The 16,875-nt window shown below is 69.8% G+C and carries 19 protein-coding genes; 7 read left to right on the forward strand and 12 right to left on the reverse strand.

Annotated elements, in window-relative coordinates; all coding sequences use genetic code 11:
- Positions 1-16: 16 nt before the first annotated feature.
- The 6 genes from ACS5Q7_RS11605 to ACS5Q7_RS11630 form a co-directional block, all read right to left on the reverse strand.
- Complete coding sequence (locus ACS5Q7_RS11605) at positions 17-1,177, reverse strand: M20 aminoacylase family protein (RefSeq protein WP_478339749.1); 1,161 nt, start codon at positions 1,175-1,177, stop codon at positions 17-19.
- Positions 1,177-2,397: a GNAT family N-acetyltransferase gene (locus ACS5Q7_RS11610; protein ID WP_478339467.1), complete on the reverse strand. Its 1,221-nt coding sequence runs from the start codon at positions 2,395-2,397 to the stop codon at positions 1,177-1,179. The genes ACS5Q7_RS11605 and ACS5Q7_RS11610 overlap by 1 nt, the downstream gene beginning before the upstream one ends.
- 58 nt (positions 2,398-2,455) lie before the next feature.
- Positions 2,456-2,761, reverse strand: a complete 306-nt coding sequence (locus ACS5Q7_RS11615) for a type II toxin-antitoxin system RelE/ParE family toxin (RefSeq protein WP_478339468.1) — start codon at positions 2,759-2,761, stop codon at positions 2,456-2,458.
- A complete protein-coding gene (locus ACS5Q7_RS11620) occupies positions 2,758-3,048 on the reverse strand; it encodes a type II toxin-antitoxin system ParD family antitoxin (protein WP_478339469.1) in 291 nt (96 codons plus the stop codon). The genes ACS5Q7_RS11615 and ACS5Q7_RS11620 overlap by 4 nt, the downstream gene beginning before the upstream one ends.
- Positions 3,049-3,121: 73 nt before the next feature.
- Positions 3,122-3,871, reverse strand: a complete 750-nt coding sequence (locus ACS5Q7_RS11625) for a glycerophosphodiester phosphodiesterase (RefSeq protein ID WP_478339470.1) — start codon at positions 3,869-3,871, stop codon at positions 3,122-3,124.
- Positions 3,868-4,344, reverse strand: coding sequence for a RidA family protein (locus ACS5Q7_RS11630; RefSeq protein WP_478339471.1), 477 nt, complete (start codon positions 4,342-4,344; stop codon positions 3,868-3,870). Before ACS5Q7_RS11630 ends, ACS5Q7_RS11625 begins: the two co-directional genes overlap by 4 nt.
- Before the next feature lie 250 nt (positions 4,345-4,594).
- Here ACS5Q7_RS11630 and ACS5Q7_RS11635 point away from each other — a divergent pair, with 250 nt between their 5' ends.
- From ACS5Q7_RS11635 to ACS5Q7_RS11660, 6 genes are all read left to right on the forward strand, one after another.
- The gene (locus ACS5Q7_RS11635; protein ID WP_478339472.1) at positions 4,595-5,785 is read left to right on the forward strand and encodes an acetylornithine transaminase; all 1,191 of its coding nucleotides are present in this window, start codon (positions 4,595-4,597) and stop codon (positions 5,783-5,785) included.
- 25 nt (positions 5,786-5,810) lie between these two features.
- Positions 5,811-6,779, forward strand: coding sequence for an ornithine carbamoyltransferase (gene argF, locus ACS5Q7_RS11640; protein WP_478339473.1), 969 nt, complete (start codon positions 5,811-5,813; stop codon positions 6,777-6,779).
- 112 nt (positions 6,780-6,891) lie between these two features.
- On the forward strand, positions 6,892-7,878 hold the full coding sequence (locus ACS5Q7_RS11645) for an Hsp33 family molecular chaperone (protein ID WP_478339474.1): 987 nt from the start codon (positions 6,892-6,894) through the stop codon (positions 7,876-7,878).
- 45 nt (positions 7,879-7,923) lie between these two features.
- A complete protein-coding gene (locus ACS5Q7_RS11650; RefSeq protein WP_478339475.1) occupies positions 7,924-8,526 on the forward strand; it encodes a nucleotidyltransferase domain-containing protein in 603 nt (200 codons plus the stop codon).
- Positions 8,527-8,610: 84 nt separating this feature from the next.
- Positions 8,611-8,841, forward strand: a complete 231-nt coding sequence (locus ACS5Q7_RS11655) for a hypothetical protein (protein WP_478339476.1) — start codon at positions 8,611-8,613, stop codon at positions 8,839-8,841.
- A gap of 254 nt (positions 8,842-9,095) precedes the next feature.
- On the forward strand, positions 9,096-10,229 hold the full coding sequence (locus tag ACS5Q7_RS11660) for a hypothetical protein (RefSeq protein WP_478339477.1): 1,134 nt from the start codon (positions 9,096-9,098) through the stop codon (positions 10,227-10,229).
- Positions 10,230-10,282: 53 nt separating this feature from the next.
- On the opposite strand, the gene speG is transcribed toward ACS5Q7_RS11660, so the two are convergent.
- The 3 genes from speG to apaG are packed head-to-tail and all read right to left on the reverse strand — an operon-like array spanning position 10,283 to position 12,464.
- On the reverse strand, positions 10,283-10,852 hold the full coding sequence (speG, locus tag ACS5Q7_RS11665) for a spermidine N1-acetyltransferase (RefSeq protein ID WP_478339478.1): 570 nt from the start codon (positions 10,850-10,852) through the stop codon (positions 10,283-10,285).
- The gene (gene argE, locus ACS5Q7_RS11670) at positions 10,849-12,018 is read right to left on the reverse strand and encodes an acetylornithine deacetylase (protein ID WP_478339479.1); all 1,170 of its coding nucleotides are present in this window, start codon (positions 12,016-12,018) and stop codon (positions 10,849-10,851) included. The genes speG and argE overlap by 4 nt, the downstream gene beginning before the upstream one ends.
- 53 nt (positions 12,019-12,071) lie before the next feature.
- Positions 12,072-12,464 carry a Co2+/Mg2+ efflux protein ApaG gene (apaG, locus tag ACS5Q7_RS11675; protein WP_243956838.1) on the reverse strand — a complete coding sequence of 131 codons (393 nt, stop codon included), beginning with the start codon at positions 12,462-12,464 and terminating at the stop codon, positions 12,072-12,074.
- A 233-nt stretch (positions 12,465-12,697) separates the two neighbouring features.
- Here apaG and ACS5Q7_RS11680 point away from each other — a divergent pair, with 233 nt between their 5' ends.
- A complete protein-coding gene (locus tag ACS5Q7_RS11680; protein ID WP_478339480.1) occupies positions 12,698-13,795 on the forward strand; it encodes a 2'-deoxycytidine 5'-triphosphate deaminase in 1,098 nt (365 codons plus the stop codon).
- Here the strand turns inward: ACS5Q7_RS11680 and ACS5Q7_RS11685 are convergent.
- From ACS5Q7_RS11685 to gnd, 3 genes are all read right to left on the reverse strand, one after another.
- On the reverse strand, positions 13,788-14,870 hold the full coding sequence (locus ACS5Q7_RS11685; RefSeq protein WP_478339481.1) for an HD-GYP domain-containing protein: 1,083 nt from the start codon (positions 14,868-14,870) through the stop codon (positions 13,788-13,790). The genes ACS5Q7_RS11680 and ACS5Q7_RS11685 overlap by 8 nt on opposite strands.
- 79 nt (positions 14,871-14,949) lie before the next feature.
- Complete coding sequence (gene pgl / locus ACS5Q7_RS11690) at positions 14,950-15,687, reverse strand: 6-phosphogluconolactonase (RefSeq protein ID WP_478339482.1); 738 nt, start codon at positions 15,685-15,687, stop codon at positions 14,950-14,952.
- 7 nt (positions 15,688-15,694) lie between these two features.
- Positions 15,695-16,675, reverse strand: coding sequence for a phosphogluconate dehydrogenase (NAD(+)-dependent, decarboxylating) (gnd, locus tag ACS5Q7_RS11695; RefSeq protein WP_478339483.1), 981 nt, complete (start codon positions 16,673-16,675; stop codon positions 15,695-15,697).
- Positions 16,676-16,875: the final 200 nt, after the last annotated feature.

Below are 16,875 nucleotides of genomic sequence, written 5' to 3' on the forward strand. Positions count from 1 at the left end.
CCGGCCCCTGTTCAGCTTACGCGGCGGTGCGGCGCTCCACCATCCGCGCCAGGAAGGCGCTGCCGATGGGGATGATCGAATCCTCGAAATTGTAGGCGGCGTTGTGCAGCCCCGGCCCCGGCCCGGCCCCGAGCCAGACATAGGCGCCCGGCACCCGCATCGTCATGTCGGCGAAATCCTCGCTGCCCATGCGCGGGGTGGCGTGCGGATCGACGTTGTCGGCGCCGAGCAGTTCGGTGGCGACCTCGGTCGCGGCGGCGGATTGCGCGGGCGCGTTCTCCAGCACCGAGAACACGTCCTGAAGGTCGACCTCGATCTCGGCGCCGTAGGCGGCGGCGAAGCCCCCCGCCAACTCGCGGATGCGGGTGCCGGCGAGCTTGCGCACCTCGGCGTCGAAGGTCCGCACGGTGCCGGCCATATGCGCCGTCTCGGGGATGACGTTGTAGGCCGAGCCCGCGGCGATCCGCGTGATCGAGAGCACGATCGATTTCAGCGGGTCGACGTTGCGCGAGGCGATGGATTGCAGGGCCTGCGCGAGCCCGGTGGCGACGATGATCGGGTCGTTGCCCCGGTGCGGCTGCGCCGCGTGGATGCCGCGCCCGCGGATGCGGATGTCGAAGAAGTCCGCCGCCGCCATGATCGGGCCAGGGCAGAGCTTGATCTGCCCGTGCCGCCCGCCGGGCTGGTTGTGCAGCCCGTAGATCTCGTCGCAGGGAAACTTCTCGAACAGCCCGTCCTTCAGCATGGCGCGGGCGCCGCCGAGGCCCTCCTCGGCCGGCTGGAAGATGAATACCGCCGTGCCGTCGAAGTCGCGGGTCTCGGCGAGGTAGCGGGCCGCGCCGATCAGCATGGTCGTGTGCCCGTCATGCCCGCAGGCGTGCATCTTGCCGGGCACGGTGGAGCGATAGGGGAGGTTGGTCTCCTCCTCGATGGGCAGGGCGTCCATGTCCGCGCGTAGGCCGATCCGGCGGCCGTTGTCGCTGCGGCCCTTCAGGAGCCCGACGACCCCCGTGCCGCCGATGCCGCGATGGACCTCGCAGCCGAATTTTTCCAAGAGGTCGGCGACGATGCCGGAGGTGCGCACCTCCTCGAAGCCGATCTCGGGATGGGCGTGGAGATCGCGCCGCAGGGCGGTGAGTTCGTCGGAAAAGCCTTGGATACGCTCGATCGGGTTCATCATGCCTGCTCGTCGGGGGTGCCGCGCCGGAAGGGGGTGAGGGTGTCGAGGACATCGACCGCCTCGGCCACATGGGCGCGCTCGCGCTGCAAATAGTCGGCCACCGCCTTGCGTAGGGAGGGGTCGGCGATGTCGTGGGCGGAATGCATCAGCACCGGGCGGTAGCCGCGGGCGAGCTTGTGCTCCCCCTGCGCCCCCGCCTCGACCCGCTTGAGGCCGCGCGAAATCGCGAAGTCGATGGCCTGGTAGTAGCAGACCTCGAAATGCAGGAACGGGTGGTCCTCGACGCAGCCCCAGTTGCGCCCGTAGAGGGCGGTGTCGCCGATCATGTTGATGGCGCCCGCGATGTAGCGGCCCTCGCGCTTGGCCATGATGAGCAGCACGCGCTCCGCCATCCGCTCGGTGAGCAGGGAGAAGAACCGGCGGTTCAGGTACGGGCGGCCCCATTTGCGGGCGCCGGTATCCATGTAGAACCCGTAGAACGCATCCCACACCGCCTCGGTCAGGTCGGACCCGGTGAGGTGCTCGATGGTGATGCCGGGCGCCAGCGCGTCGCGGCGTTCGCGCTTGATCGTCTTGCGCTTGCGGGAGGAGAGGGCTTCGAGAAAGCCGTCGAAGCTGGAATAGCCGTCGTTCTCCCAGTGGAATTGCTGGTCGGTGCGCTTGAGGAAGCCGGCGGCCCCGGCGCGCTCCCATTCGGCCTCGCGCATGAAGGTGACGTGGATCGAGGAGGCCTCGACCTCCCCCCGCAGGGCGCGCAGACCCGCGACGAGCCCCGCGGTCGCCTCGTCGGGATCGGTGCCGGGGGCGATGAGGAAGCGCGGCCCGGTCACGGGGGTGAAGGGCACGCTGACCTGCAGCTTCGGATAATAGCTGCCGCCGGCCCGGTCGAAGGCGTCGGCCCATCCGTGGTCGAAGACGTATTCGCCCTGGCTGTGGGATTTCAGGTAGCAGGGCGCGGCGGCCAGCAGCTTGCCCTCGCGCTCCACCACGACATGCACCGGCAGCCAGCCGGTGCGGCGCGAGACGCAGCCCGATTCCTCCAGCGCCGAGAGGAAGGCGTGGGTGACGAAGGGATTGTAGGTCTCGTCCCCCGCCGCCAGGGTCTCGGGGGATAGGGCACAGGCATCCCAGGCCTGCGCACCGATCTCCTTGAGGCCGGGGAGCGCCCTCACCGTGAGGGCGGTGGCGTCCGGCGGCGGCGCGGAGGCTTGCTTCATGCCAGCCAGTCTAACGGCCGCCGGGGACGGGGCAAGCGGCGGATCGATGCAGGCGGGATCAGTCCGCGGGAAACAGGATCGCGTCGATGTCCCGGGCGCCGCTGAGCACACGCAGGACATCGATGCGCGAGGCAGCCTCTTCGATACGATAGAAGATCAGATACTCGCCGAACGGACGTCGCCGGATGCCGTCGGCTTCGTGCCCGGTCAGAAGCGGGTAGCCCCTCGGCATGTCCCCCAGGGTGATGCAGCGTGCCTCCAGTTCGGCCACGAAGCTGGAAGCGCGGGCGGGGTTGTCCCGGCCGATGAAAACACCGATCGCGATGAGGTCGTCGATTGCCCTCTCGGACAGGACGACCTTCACGCGGTCCTATCCTCGTCGGTGATTCGCAGGGCGGCACGGACCCGGGCGAACGCCTCGCCGACCGGTACGAGCCGGCCGGCTTCGGCATCCGCCAAGCCTTCGGCCAGCGCGGCATCGAGCGCCTTCAGCCTGGCGGCCCTGTCGTGCTCCGCCAGATAGCGGGCGCGGACGAGATCCCGGATATACTCGCTCGGCGTGGCGAAGGTGCCTTCCCTCACCTTGTCCCGGACGAATTTCTCCAACTCGTCCGTGAGCGTCACGGTCATCTGTCCGCGCGGCGTGGGCATGGCGGGCCTCCTCGGCCGGTTATGCCACGCAGTGAAAATCACTGTCCATCCGAGATCAATACGGGGCGGATCCTCAAGGCACAAACCCCTCGAACACCATCTGATCCGCATGCGCGGCGGCGTTGGCGCGCTGCTCCGGTGTGCGCACCGTCCAGGCCATGACCGGGAGCCCCGCGAGGAGGCGGCAGAGCGAGGTCGGCCCGCAGGGCAGGTCGTCCACCCGCCAGGAGAGGAAGTCCGGCCGCGTTGCCTCGAAATGCAGGAGGTCGCGCAGGCTGCGGCGGCGGCTCTCGGTCATCGTCGCGTAGACGGGATCGTCCTGCCGGGTCTCCGACACGATCCCGCGCGGGATACGGGCGGGCAGGCCCTCGCGGAGCGCCGCGACAATCTCGGGGTCGAAGGATTTCAGCGCCACCGGGCCGTCATAGGCGGCGGCGATCTCGGCCGTGCGGCGGGCGAGGCGCAGGTCGCCGTCATAGGCCGACTTGATCTCCACGATCACCGGCACGGCGCCCGCCACCGCCGCCAGGAAATCCGGCAGCGTCGGGATGCGCTCGGCCGAGCCCGCCACAGGCAACTGCCCGAGGGCCTGCGCGCTCGTCTCGCAGACACGCTCGCTCGCCCCCGTCAGGCGGCCCAGCGCCGGGTCGTGGAAGACCATCGCCTCGCCGTCGGCGCTCATTTGCACGTCGCATTCGATGGCGAATCCGCCCGCCACCGCCGCGCGGGCGGCGCTGAGGGTGTTCTCCGGCCGGCCCGCCGCCCGGTCGTGCAGGCCGCGATGGGCGATCGGCCGGGCGGTGAGCCAGCCGAGGCCGCTCATCCCTTCACCTCGAACATGCCCTCGACCTCGACGGCGGCGTCGAGGGGCAGTTCCGCGACACCCACCGTCGAGCGGGCATGCCGGCCGCGATCCCCCAGCAGTTCGACCATCAGGTCGGAGGCGCCGTTCATCACCCCGGCCACCGCCGAGAAGCCCGGCACGCCGTTGATGAAGCCGCCGAGGCGGACGCATTGCACGACCGCCCGGTCGAGGTCGCCCACCGCCGCCTCAAGCTGCGACAGCAGGTTGAGGGCGCAGAGCCGCGCGGCCTCCTTGCCGGCCTCGGCCGAGACGGTGCCGCCGATCTTGCCGACATGCTCGGGCGCGATCTTGCCATCGGCACCGAAGCAGAGTTGCCCCGAGATCACGACGAGATTGCCCGTGTGAACGAAGGGCACGTAATTCGCGACGGGGGCCGCCGCCTTGGGCAGCTTGAGCCCCAGGGCCGCCAGACGTTCCTTGATCGTGCTCATGAGCGAATCTCCGCGAAGCTTCACCGAAATTAGGGGTTCTGGAACACGCCGGGGGCAACGGACGCAAGGGGAGGGACCCCGTGGCGGGCAGGCCGGTGCGGCCGTGTACGCACCTGCCGCGCGTGCGGCACAGCCCTTGCGCGATTGACAGCGCCGACTCGATTCATAGTAATCGCGCGCGTGCCGCCCGGTGATCGAGGCGGCACTTTCATTTGGTGCCGCCGACCCCTCGCGCGACGGAGACCGGACCGTGACATCCGCCCTTCTGCCGAACTATGCCCGCGCCCCCCTCTCGTTCGAGCGCGGCGAGGGTGCATGGCTCTTCACGCGAGACGGGCAGCGATACCTCGATTTCGGGGCCGGCGTCGCGGTGAACGCGCTGGGCCACGCGCACCCGCACCTCGTCGCCGCGCTGCAGGAGCAGGCGGCGAAGGTCTGGCACGTCTCGAACCTCTACCAGATCCCGGAGGGCGAGCGGCTCGGCCAGCGCTTCGTGGAGGCGACCTTCGCGGAGGTGGCGTTCTTCTGCAACTCGGGCGCCGAGGCGAACGAGGCCGCGATCAAGATCGCGCGGAAGTACCACGCGGCGGGCGGCCACCCCGAGCGCTACCGGATCGTGACCTTCGAGGGCGCGTTCCACGGGCGGACGCTGGCCACCCTCGCGGCGGGCGGTCAGCAGAAGTACATCGACGGCTTCGGCCCTAAGGTCGAGGGCTTCGACCAGGTTCCGACCGGCGATTTCGCGGCGCTCGAAGCCGCCATCGGTCCCGAGACCGCCGCCCTGATGATCGAGCCGATCCAGGGGGAGGGCGGCGTGCGCGTCATCCCCCCCGCCGACCTGCGCCGCCTGCGCGATCTCTGCGACCGGCACGGCCTGCTCCTCATCATGGACGAGGTGCAGACCGGCATGGGCCGCACCGGCAAGCTCTTTGCCTATGAGTGGTCGGGCATCGCGCCGGACATCCTCAGCGCGGCCAAGGGCATCGGCGGGGGCTTCCCGCTCGGCGCCTGCCTCACCACCAAGGAGGCCGCGCGCGGCATGGTACCCGGTAGCCACGGCTCGACCTTCGGCGGCAACCCGCTCGCCATGGCGGTGGGCAACGCCGTGCTCGACGTGATCCTCTCGGACGGCTTCCTCGACCGCGTCGCCCATACCGGGCTCGTGCTGAAGCAGAAGCTCGCTTCCCTGCGCGACCGGCACCCGCGCGTGATCGAGGACGTGCGCGGGGAGGGGTTGATGATCGGCCTCAAGCTCGGCGTGCCCAACACCGAATTCGCCGCGGCGGCGCGGGAGGCCAACCTCCTCGTGATCCCGGCCGGCGACAACGTCGTGCGGCTCATCCCGCCGCTGATCGTCACCGAGTCGGACGTCGAAGAGGCGGTCCGGCGGCTCGATGCCGCCGCGAACGGTTTCTCGGCGCTGCGCGGGGCGGCTGAATAAGGCGCCGCCGGAAAGTCCCTGACCCATGACAACCAAGACGAACGGCCGGGCAACGGCCGGTCCCGGCGCCGCTGTCCGGCCCCGCCACTTCCTCGACCTCTCGGATTTCTCCGGAGCCGAGATCCGCCGCATGCTGGATTCGAGCGCCGCCATGAAGGCCCTGCGCCGGAAGGGCGAGCGCGCGGCCGAGCGCCCGCTCGTCGGCAAGACCCTGGCGATGGTGTTCGACCGGCCCTCGACCCGCACCCGCGTTTCCTTCGACATGGCGATGCGCGAGCTCGGCGGCGAGACGCTGATGCTCACCGGCTCGGAGATGCAGCTCGGCCGGGGCGAGACCATCGGCGACACGGCGCAGGTGCTCTCGCGCTTCGTGGACGCGATCATGATCCGCATCCTCGACCACGGGCAGATGCTGGAACTGGCCGAATACGCCACGGTGCCGGTGATCAACGCCCTCACCAAGCACTCGCATCCGTGCCAGATCATGGCCGACGTGCTGACCTTCGAGGAGCATCGCGGGCCGATCCAGGGCCGTACCGTCGCGTGGTCGGGGGACGCGAACAACGTGCTCGCGAGTTGGGTCCACGCCGCCGCCCGGCTCGACTTCACCATGAACGTCGCCTGCCCGCCGGAACTGGCGCCGCCCGCCTCGCTGATCGCCTGGGCGAAGCGCGAGGGCGCCAAGCTCAACATCACCACCGATGCCCGCGCGGCGGTGGACGGAGTGGATGCGGTCGTCACCGATTGCTGGGTGTCGATGGGCGACGACGACGAGAGCCACCGGCACAACCTGCTCTCGCCCTACCGGGTCGATGCCAAGCTGATGGCGGCGGCCAAGCCCGACGCGATCTTCATGCATTGCCTGCCCGCGCACAGGGGCGAGGAAGTGACCGCCGAAGTGATGGACGGGCCGCAATCGGTGGTGTTCGACGAGGCCGAAAACCGGCTGCATGCGCAGAAGGGCATCCTGGCCTGGTGCCTTCAGGACGGATAGCGTTTGAGGGGCCCGTCCCCAGGGGCGCCGCCCCTGGACCCCGCCAAAGGACCCGGCCCTTTGGGAACCCCGGACCGGACCACCATATAGGGGGTAGATTCCCGGAGAGACCATGACTGCAGGAACCGAGACCCCCGGCGTCGATGACGCGGTGCTGCCCTTCGCCGTCGAAGCCCTCGACGTGCGCGGACGGGTGGTGCGCCTGGGGCCGTCCATCGATACGATCCTGCGCCGTCACGGCTACCCGGATCCCGTCGCGCGCCTCCTCGGCGAGGCGGCGGCGCTCACCGTGCTGCTCGGCGCGTCCCTGAAATTCGAGGGCCGCTTCCAGCTTCAGACCAAGACCGATGGCCCGGTCGAGATGATCGTGGTGGATTTCGAGGCGCCCGACCGGCTGCGCGCCACCGCCCGCTTCGATGCCGAGCGCGTCGCGGCCCTGGGCAGCGCCCCCGTGCGCGATGCCGACCTGATCGGCAACGGCCATCTCGCCATGACCATCGACCAGGGCAGTACCGCGAGCCGCTACCAGGGCGTAGTGCCGATGGAGGGCCAGAGCCTCGAAGAGGCGGCGCACCAGTATTTCCGGCAATCCGAGCAGATCCCCACCGTGGTCCGCCTCGCGGTCGCCGAATCCCTCGGGGAGGGCGCCGGGCATTGGCGGGCCGGCGGCCTGATCGTGCAGTTCCTGCCCCAATCCATCGACCGGGCGCGCCTCGCCGACCTGCCGCCGGGCGACATCCCCGAGGGCCACGCCCATCTCGGCCCCGATGCGCCGGAGGACGATGCCTGGGTCGAGGCGCGCTCGCTCGCCGCCACCATCGAGGACCACGAGCTCATCGATCCCAACGTGTCGAGCGAGCGGCTGCTCTACCGGCTGTTCCACGAGCGCGGCGTGCGCGTCTTCGACCGCCAGCCGGTGCGCGAGACCTGCCGCTGCTCCCGCGAGCGGGTGATGGGCATGATCCGCTCCTTCAGCCCGGAGGAGCGCCGGGACATGGTGGCCGATGACGGGCGCATCGTGATCACCTGCGAATTCTGCTCGCGCCGCTACGACCTCGACCCCGCCGAGGTCGAGACGGAGATCGCGCAGGGCTCGTAGGGGGTTTCGAAACGGCGGCCCGTCGTGCTCTACCGGCGGGCGACCATGACGCTCGAAGACCGCCTCGCCCACCTGCCCGCCCGCAAGCGCCGCGACCTGACGCACGCGGTGAAGATCCTGTTCGAGGAGTTCGAGGAGGCCCGCAAGGGCAAGCTCTCCGACAGGAAGAAGAGTGGGCGCATCCTCAAGGTCATGCTCTACGGATCGCATGCGCGCGGCGATTGGGTCGAGGACCGGATCTCGGGCTACTTTTCCGACTACGACCTGCTCGTCATCGTGAACCACGACGATCTCGTGGAGGATTTCGACCTGTGGGAGACGATCCGCGACCGGTTCGACCAGATCGAACTGGTGCGGTCGGCCCGTCACTCCGCGGTGAGCTTCATCGTCCACAGCTATCAGGACGTGAACGACCAGCTCGCCCGGGGGCGGCCGTTCTTCGTGGACATCGACCGGGATGCCCTCGTTCTCTACGAGGCGGACGGCTTTCCCCTCGCCAAGCCCGGCCCGCTCACGCCGGAGGTTCGGAACGAGGAAGCGTGGCTGCACTTCGATAAATGGTATGCAAGCTCGATCTTCCGCATCGACCTCGCCCGCTATTCTTCGATGCACGAACAATTAGCCATCGCCGCGTTCGAACTGCATTAAGCCACCGAGGGACTATATCACTGTGTCCTGCTCGTTCTGACGCTCTACAGCCCGAAACTTCACGCCCTGCGGCGGCTTCGCCCGATGGCCGAGGGCATCGACCGCCGGCTGGTGGAGGCATGGCCGCGCAACGATCGCATCAGCCGGCGCCACTTCAATCTCCTGCACGATGCCTACGTGAAGGCGCGCTACTCGCCGCATTACACGATCACGACCGAGGAACTGGACTGGCTCGCCGGGCGCATCGGAATTCTCCAGCGGATCGTCCACGACGTGTGCCACGAGCACCTCGGCCCCCGTCCGGCGACGCCCTGACGCCTCCCGCCTCGCCGTCCGTGCGAGCGGAGCGACGCAATTCAGGGAGAGGCCGCACGGGGCCGGCAAAGACTACGCACAACTCATCGCAAACGGCCAAGCTCTCCGCGCGAAACGCCGAAGTACTCACAAGTGTTGCATCATTTTATGCACCTGAACTATTGAACCGTTTTGGCACCCTCAGCGTTGCGGAACATAATTTTCCAACGTGAGGGAACGCCATGACCCAATTCACGACACGAGTGTCCGTCAGCGTGGCTGCGCTTCTGCTCAGCACCTCCGTCTATGCACAGCAGGGCATGGGCGGCGGCGAGCGGGGCGGCCACGGCCGTCCCGAGGCCGGCATGAAGGGCGAGGGCGGGGGCAAGGGCAACGCGCTGTCCGGCGGCGCCGCGACCGGCGGCGCCTCGGGCAAGGAGATGGGCGGCGCGCGCGCCGACCGCGACGCGGGCGGCAAGATGGGCCAGGACCGCGCGGGCCGCGAGGATCCCAAGGCCGACCGTTCGGCGGCCAGCGGACGGAACGGCGAGCGCGACAACGACCGCACGGCCCGCAACGGCAACGACCGGGGCGAGCGCATGGGTCGCGACCATCGCGACGGCGACCGCACCGAGGCGCGGGGCGAGTTCCGTGGCGGTCGCGGCCATATCGACAACCGCAGCGCGCGCTTCGAGGGCGGCTTCCGCCGCGAGGGGCGTTTCGTCTTCATCGGCGGCCAACGGGTCGTCTATGGATCGCCCGAGTACCGTCGCTTGGTCGTCGAGCATCGCGGCCCGCGTGAGCGCTACGTGGTGATCCGTGGCCAGCGCGTCGTGTACGGCTCGCCGGAGTATCGCCGCCTCGTCAGTGTCCGCGAGGGCGGCACCCGCTACGTGACCATCCGTGGCCAGCGCGTCGTGTACGGCTCGCCCGAGTACCGCCGCCTCGTCAGCATCCGCGAGACCGGCCCGAGCGAGCGGTGGGTGGTGATCCACGGCCAGCGTGTGCGCTACGGCTCGGCCGAGTACCGTCGTCTCTCCGGCGGCGGCGTGGTCGGGGCGAGCTTCCGCAGCGAGACCCGCGCCAGCGTGCGCAACGATCGCGAGCGTGACCGCACGCGTGGCGATGTCCAGGCCAAGGGCGAGAACCGGGGCGACATGAAGCGCGACGCCCGCAACGACATGAAGAACAGCCCGATGAAGAACGACGGCGCCCGTAATGCCGGGATGCGCAGCGAGGGCGACCGCAACACCAATATGCGCAACGTTTCCGGGCAGCCGGGCGGCATGGAGAAGGGCGGCAAGGCCGGCGGCGGCGAGATGCAGCGCGGCGGCAATCGTGGCGGTGCCGAGGGCGCCGGCATGAACGCGGGCGGCGGCATGAAGGCCGGTGGCGGTCAGGCCCGCTAAGCCGAGCCGATCCTGAACCGGACAAGGGGGTCGGGCGAAAGCCCGGCCCCTTCCTACGTCTTGAGCACGGGCTCGTTCGGGTCGCCGCCGCCCCGCGAGGCCAGATAGTCCGGCTGGAACAGGCACATGCGCACCGCATCGCGGTAGCGCCCGTTCACGAAGAACTCGTCCTTCAGCACGCCCTCGGGCCGGAAGCCGCAGCGCTCGTAGATCCGCACCGCCCGCTGGTTCTCGCGATCCACGTGCAGGTAGAGCTTGTGGATGTTGAGCACGCTGAACGCGTAATCCATCACGATCCGCGTCGCCCGCCACGCGTAGCCCCGCCCCTGGAAGGACGGGTGGATCGCGATCTGGAATTCGCAGCGGCGGTGGAGATGGTTGATCTCCACCAGCTCGATCAGCCCCGCCGGCTCGCCGTCCGGTGCGGCGACGATGAAGCGGCGCTCGGTCTGGTTGTGGATGTTGCGCTCATAGAGCTGCTGCAGTTCGGCGAAGGACTCGTAGGCCTCCTCGAACCAGTAGCGCATGATGCTGTCGTTGTTGTTCAGCTGGTGCACGAAGCGCAGATCCTCGCGCTCCAGCGGTCTCAGCTTCACATACTCGTTGGCCCGCACCGGGTTCATGCTGCGCACTCCGCGATCAGACGGCGCAGGAAATCCTCGCCCGCCTTCATCGCATCGAGGGTAATATACTCGTCGGGCTGGTGCGCCTGGGCGATGTCGCCGGGGCCGCAGACCACCGTCGGGATGCCCGCCCCCTGGAAGCGCCCGGCCTCCGTGGCGTAGGGCATCGCCACCGTCCGGTTGCGCCCGGCGATGCGCAGGGCGAGGCGCTCGGCCTCCGAGCCGGGATCCGGCGCGAGGCCGGGGATGTCGACCTCCTCCAGGGTGTCGATCCGCCCGAACTCGCCGTAGCGGTTGAGGCGACGCGCCGTCACCTCGGCCACCGCCGCGCGGAACAGGGTCGGGATCTCGGCCGGGTCGAGATCGGGCAGGCCGCGATACTCCCAATGGAACCGGCATTCCCGCGCCAGGATGTTGCGCGCCGTGCCGCCCTGGATCGTGCCGACATGGATCGTCGTGGCGGGCGGGTCGAACCGGCCCGAGGCGTCGCCGCGCTCGATCATCCGGTCGGCGATGCGGTTGAGGGCGGCAACCAGATCGCAGGCCGCCGAGACCGCGTTGGCCCCGAGCTCCGGCCGGGAGGAATGCGCCTCGCGGCCATGGACCGTCGTGAGGCAGGTGACGATGCTCTTGTGCGCGTCCGCTACGTCGAGCCCGGTCGGCTCGCCGACGATGCAGGCGCCGGGCCGTGGCAGGTCCTCGCCGAAGCGGGCGATGGCATCCATGGAGCCGAGGCAGGTGGTCTCCTCGTCGTAGGACAGGAGAATGTGGATCGGCCGCGCGAGGTCGGCCTCCAGCATCTCCGGCACGAGGGAGAGGGCGGTGGCGCAGAAGCCCTTCATGTCGACGGCGCCGCGCCCATAGGCCCGCCCGCCCGCGACGCGCAGGGTGAAGGGGTCCGAGGTCCAGGGCTGGCCGGCCACCGGCACGACGTCGGTATGGCCCGACAGGACGATCCCGCCGTCGCGCGACGGCCCGAGCGTCGCGAGGATCGCGGCCTTGGTGCCGGTGGCGTCGGGGAAGCGGCGGACGGGCACGCCCCATCCGTCGAGATAGGCGCAGACCGAATCGATCAGCGCGAGGTTGGGCTTGTCGCTCTCGGTGTCGAACGCGACGAGGCGGGCCAGCATCTCGAGCGGGGACACCCGCTCGCCGTTCAAAGCCATGATCCCTCCGGGGCCGCCCGGCTCCCGCGCCCCCGCCGGTGACGAGGCCGCCTTCAGTGCAGGCTGCGGCGGACGTGCGGGCTATCGAGGGAGAAGGCGGGGATCTCGGCCTCGAAGCTCTCGCCGGCCACCGTCGCCATCGTGTAGCTGCCGGCCATCAGCCCGTCGGGAGTCGTGAGCGGGCACCCACTCGTGTAGCAGAAGGACTCGCCGGGCTCCAGAACCGGCTGTTTGCCGACGACCCCGACGCCGCGCACCTCCTGGCAGGAGCCGCGCCCGTCGATGATGCGCCAGTGGCGCGAGCGCAGCTGCACCTGCTCCTCGCCGTTGTTCACGATCTCGACCGTGTAGGCGAAGAAATAGCGACTCTCGTTGGGGGAAGACTCTTCCTCCACGAAGCGCGGCTGTACAGTCACGCTTATTCCGCGCGTCTCGGCCCTGTACATTGCCTTTGATCGCCCCCGAGGACTTCAGCGATTCGACCCGCCCGGCCTAAGCCGTGCCATGAGCCCCGGTGGTAATTCCCGCGTGAATCGGCGTCAATTGCGGCGGATTACGTCGCGCGTCACGCTAGGCCACAAGTCTCGCTGCGCTCAAGTCTCGTGGCATTAAAGCGGCCTTAGGTGCCGGTGGCGGACAACAAGGGGCGTGGTCGATCACCGCGCGAACGGAGCGGACGATGCGGGCGGGTGCGAAGACAAGGGGCGAGGGCATCCTGCCGGCCCAGGCGATCGACGCCCTGACCCGCGCGGGCGGCATCCGTCCGGCCACGCCCTACGCCGCGGACCAGATCCAGCCCGCGAGCCTCGACCTGCGGCTCGGGGAGCGCGCCTTCCGGGTGCGCACGAGCTTCCTGCCGGGGGCGTCGCGCACCGTCGAATCCTGCGTCGAGCGCCTGTCGCTCCACGCCATCGACCTGCGGCCGGGCGCCGTGCTGGAGACGGGCTGCGTCTACATCGCGGAATTGCAGGAAACGCTGGCCCTGCCGCCGGACCTTGCGGCAAGCGCCAACCCGAAGAGCTCCACCGGCCGCATCGACGTGTTCACCCGCGTCATCACCGACCGGGCCGAGGCGTTCGATCAGGTCTCGCCCGGCTATACCGGGCCGCTCTACGCGGAAATCTCGCCCCGCACCTTCCCGGTGCTGGTGCGGACGGGCTCGCGCCTGTCGCAGATCCGCTTCCGCGCCGGCCAGCCCCGCCTCGGGGAGGCGGAACTGGCCGCGCTCCATGCCCGGACGCCGCTGGTGAACGTCCCCTCGCCCTCGCTGCAGGGCGGCGTCGCGGTCTCGGTGGACCTGTCGGGCTTCGACGGACTCATCGGCTACCGGGCGAAGCGCCATACCGGCCTCGTGGACGTGGATGCGCCGGGCCGGCACGGCATCGACGCCTTCTGGGAGCGCCTGCCCTCGGACAGCAGCGCGAGCCTGATCCTCGATCCCGGCCAGTTCTACATCCTCGCCTCGAAGGAATCGGTACAGGTGCCGCCGGACCACGCCGCCGAGATGGTGCCGTTCGATCCGCTGGTGGGCGAGTTCCGGGTGCATTACGCGGGCTTCTTCGATCCCGGCTTCGGCCATGCCGAGGCGGGGGGAACGGGCGCGAGGGCGGTGCTGGAAGTGCGCTCCCGCGACGTGCCGTTCCTGTTGGAGGACGGCCAGATCGTCGGGCGCCTCGTCTACGAGCGCATGAGCGAGGTTCCCGCCACGCTCTACGGCGCCGGGGCGGGCTCGAACTATCAGGCCCAGGGCCTGAAGCTCTCCAAGCACTTCATTTGAAGTCCTTCGACACGGCCCGCTCGAAGGCGCGCACCAGCGTCGCGTCGAGCTTGCCCTCCATGCCATGCAGGATCCGCAGGGCCTCGGCGGCGGGCATCGGCGCGCGGTAGGGGCGGCGCTCCACCAGCGCCGCGTAAATGTCGCAGACCGTGATCAGGCGGACGATGTCGGGGATCGCCTCGCGGGTGAGCCTGTCGGGATAACCGCTGCCGTCGAGCATCTCGTGATGGTGCCGGACCACCGCGAGGATCGAATCGTCGAAGCCGCCCGCCTCCACGAGGATCGCGTGCCCGAGGGCGGCGTGCGTGCGCATGGTGGCGAGTTCGTCGGCATCCAGGGGGCCGGCCTTGTTCAGGATGCCCAGGGGGATGCGCGCCTTGCCGACGTCGTGGACGAGGGCGGCGCGCACGAGATGCTCGCGGTCGCGCAGGCCGAAGCCGAGGTCGATGGCGAAGGTCGCCGCGACGCCCGCCACCAGGAGGCAATGCTGGTAGGTGGCGTCGTCGTAGGCGCGCACCGTGTCGAGCCACGCTCCGAGCCCCGCCTCGCCGACGGCGGCGAGGATCGGATCGAGCCCGTGATCCACGAGCACCGGATCGACGGTGCCGGTCTGCCGCGCGGAATCGAGGAGGCCGGCGAGGACCGCGCCCGCCTCGTCGGCGGCGCGGGCGATGGCGACGGGTCCGCTTCGCTCCGGGGCGGGTATGCGCACCATGCCGGGGAACGGATTCGTGATGTGAGCGCGCATGGCCTCGGCGACGGTCCCGGGCGCCGTATTGTAGGGCAGGCAGAGGCTGGCGCCGAGGCTGCGGGCGGCGGAGAGGCTGCGCTCGCCCATGCTGCGCATCAGGAACAGGCGGGGCAGTTGCGGCGCCTCGGCGATGAGCGCGCGCAGGCCCCGCAGCTGCGTCGGCTGCAACAGGTCGAGATCGGCGACGAAGCCGATGCAATCGCCCACAGGCGCCACGGTGGTGGCATCGCGGACATGGCAGGGCACGAGTTCGTCCAGGGCGCGCACGAGATCCCGGCGCTGAGCGGCCCGATCGGTGAACAGGACGAGCGTGCCCGCGTTCATGGCGCTCCTGGGACGGCCGGTCGGGCCTCACGACGAGGAATCCGACACTATCCCATTTCCCTTGCCAAGGGGTAACGGCTCAGCCTGCCGCCGCCTCGTCGAGGAGCCAGCGCACCTGTTCGCCCCGAACCTGTCCGGCGGGCAGATCCTCCCCCTCCGCGAGGCGGGCCAGCGGCTTGCGCTTGCCCGCGCCCGTGACGAGGAACAGCACGTGCCGCGAGGAGGTCAGCGCCGGCACCGTGAGGCTGATGCGCGGGACGAAGGGCTCCAGCCCCGGCTCCGGCACCGGCACGGCGAGGGCGGTGGTGTCTGCCGCCTCGGGCTTGCCGGGGAAGAGCGAGGCGGTGTGCCCATCCTCCCCGAGCCCGAGCAGCACGAGGTCGAAGAGCGGTCTCCCGGCCTCGAGACTATGCGCGCCGTAGAAGTCGAGCAGGGTCCGCTGGTAGGCCTTGGCGCCGGCCTCGATGCCGTCGTCCGAGGGGATGAAGTGGAGATGCGTCGGGGGAATCGCGCTGCCATGGCCGAAGGCCTCGCGGACCATGCGCACGTTGCTGCGCGCGTCGTCCCACGGCACCGCGCGGTCGTCACCGAAGAACCAGTGGATCCTCGTCCATGGCACCCGCGCGGCGTAGCCGGGGCTCGCCAGAAGGGCGTAGAGGCGCTTGGGCGTCGAGCCGCCGGAGAGGCAGATCGCGATCCGCTCGTCGCCGTCCGCCCTCTGGGCTTCGCCGCAGGCGGCGATCAGCCGCTCGGCGGCCTCGCGGGCCACCGCCTCGGCATCGGGCAGGACCTGCGCGCCCTTCGGCAAGCTCACCATGCGGCCCTCACGACTTCTTCGGTTCCTGGTGCCCGCCGAAGCCCTTGCGCATCGCGGACAGGAGCTTGTCGGCGTAGGAGGCATCCTCCCGCGAGCGGAAGCGACGGTAGAGGGCGGCCGACAGGACGGTGGCCGGCACGGCCTGCTCGACGGCGGCGTTGATGGTCCAGCGGCCCTCGCCGGAATCGTCCACCCAGCCGGAGAAGTCGGTCAGGTCCTCGTCGCCGGCCAGCGCATGGGCGGTGAGGTCGAGGAGCCAGGACGAGACCACGCTGCCCCGCCGCCACACCTCGGCGATGTCGCCGAGATTGAGGTCGAAGCGCCGTTCCTCCGGCAGGTTCTCGGAATTGGCGTGGCGGAGGATGTCGAACCCCTCCGCATAGGCCTGCATCAGCCCGTACTCGATGCCGTTATGGACCATCTTCACGTAATGGCCCGCGCCGGTCGGCCCGGCATGGATGTAGCCGTGCTCGGCGCGGGCGTCGCGGCCCTCGCGGCCGGGGGTGCGGGTCACGTCGCCGATCCCGGGGGCGAGGGTCGCGAAGATCGGATCGAGCCGGTCCACGGCGGATGTGTCGCCGCCGATCATCATGCAATAGCCGCGCTCCAGGCCCCAGACGCCGCCGGACGTGCCGACATCGACGTAGTGGATGCCCTTCGGCTTCAATTCCCCGCCCCGGCGCACGTCGTCGCCGAAGAAGGAATTGCCGCCGTCGATGATGCAATCGTCCGATTGCATCAGCTTGCCTAGCGCCTGGACCGTCTCTTCGGTGATCTTGCCCGCCGGCAGCATCACCCAGGCGGTGCGCGGCACCTCGAGCTTGGAGACGAGATCTTCGAGGCTCGTCGCGCCGACGGCGCCCTCCTTCACGAGGGAGGCGACGGCCTCGGCGTTCTGATCGAACACCACCGCCGTATGCCCACCGCGCAGGAGGCGGCGGACGATGTTGCCGCCCATCCGGCCGAGGCCGATCATGCCGAGTTGCATCGTCTTGGGCTCCGAACTGTTCCCCCTCAAGGGAGATCGTTGCGAAATTGATCCAACTCTTGTCCTCATCCTGAGGTGCCTGCGTCAGCAGGCCTCGAAGGAGGGCTCCAGAAGCCTCCGCGATCCCTGGAGCCCTCCTTCGAGGCGGCATTCGCCGCACCTCAGGATGAGGTGGCAGGCGGGATCGGCCGCCTGCATCC

This window comes from Methylobacterium sp. Gmos3, from assembly GCF_056430985.1.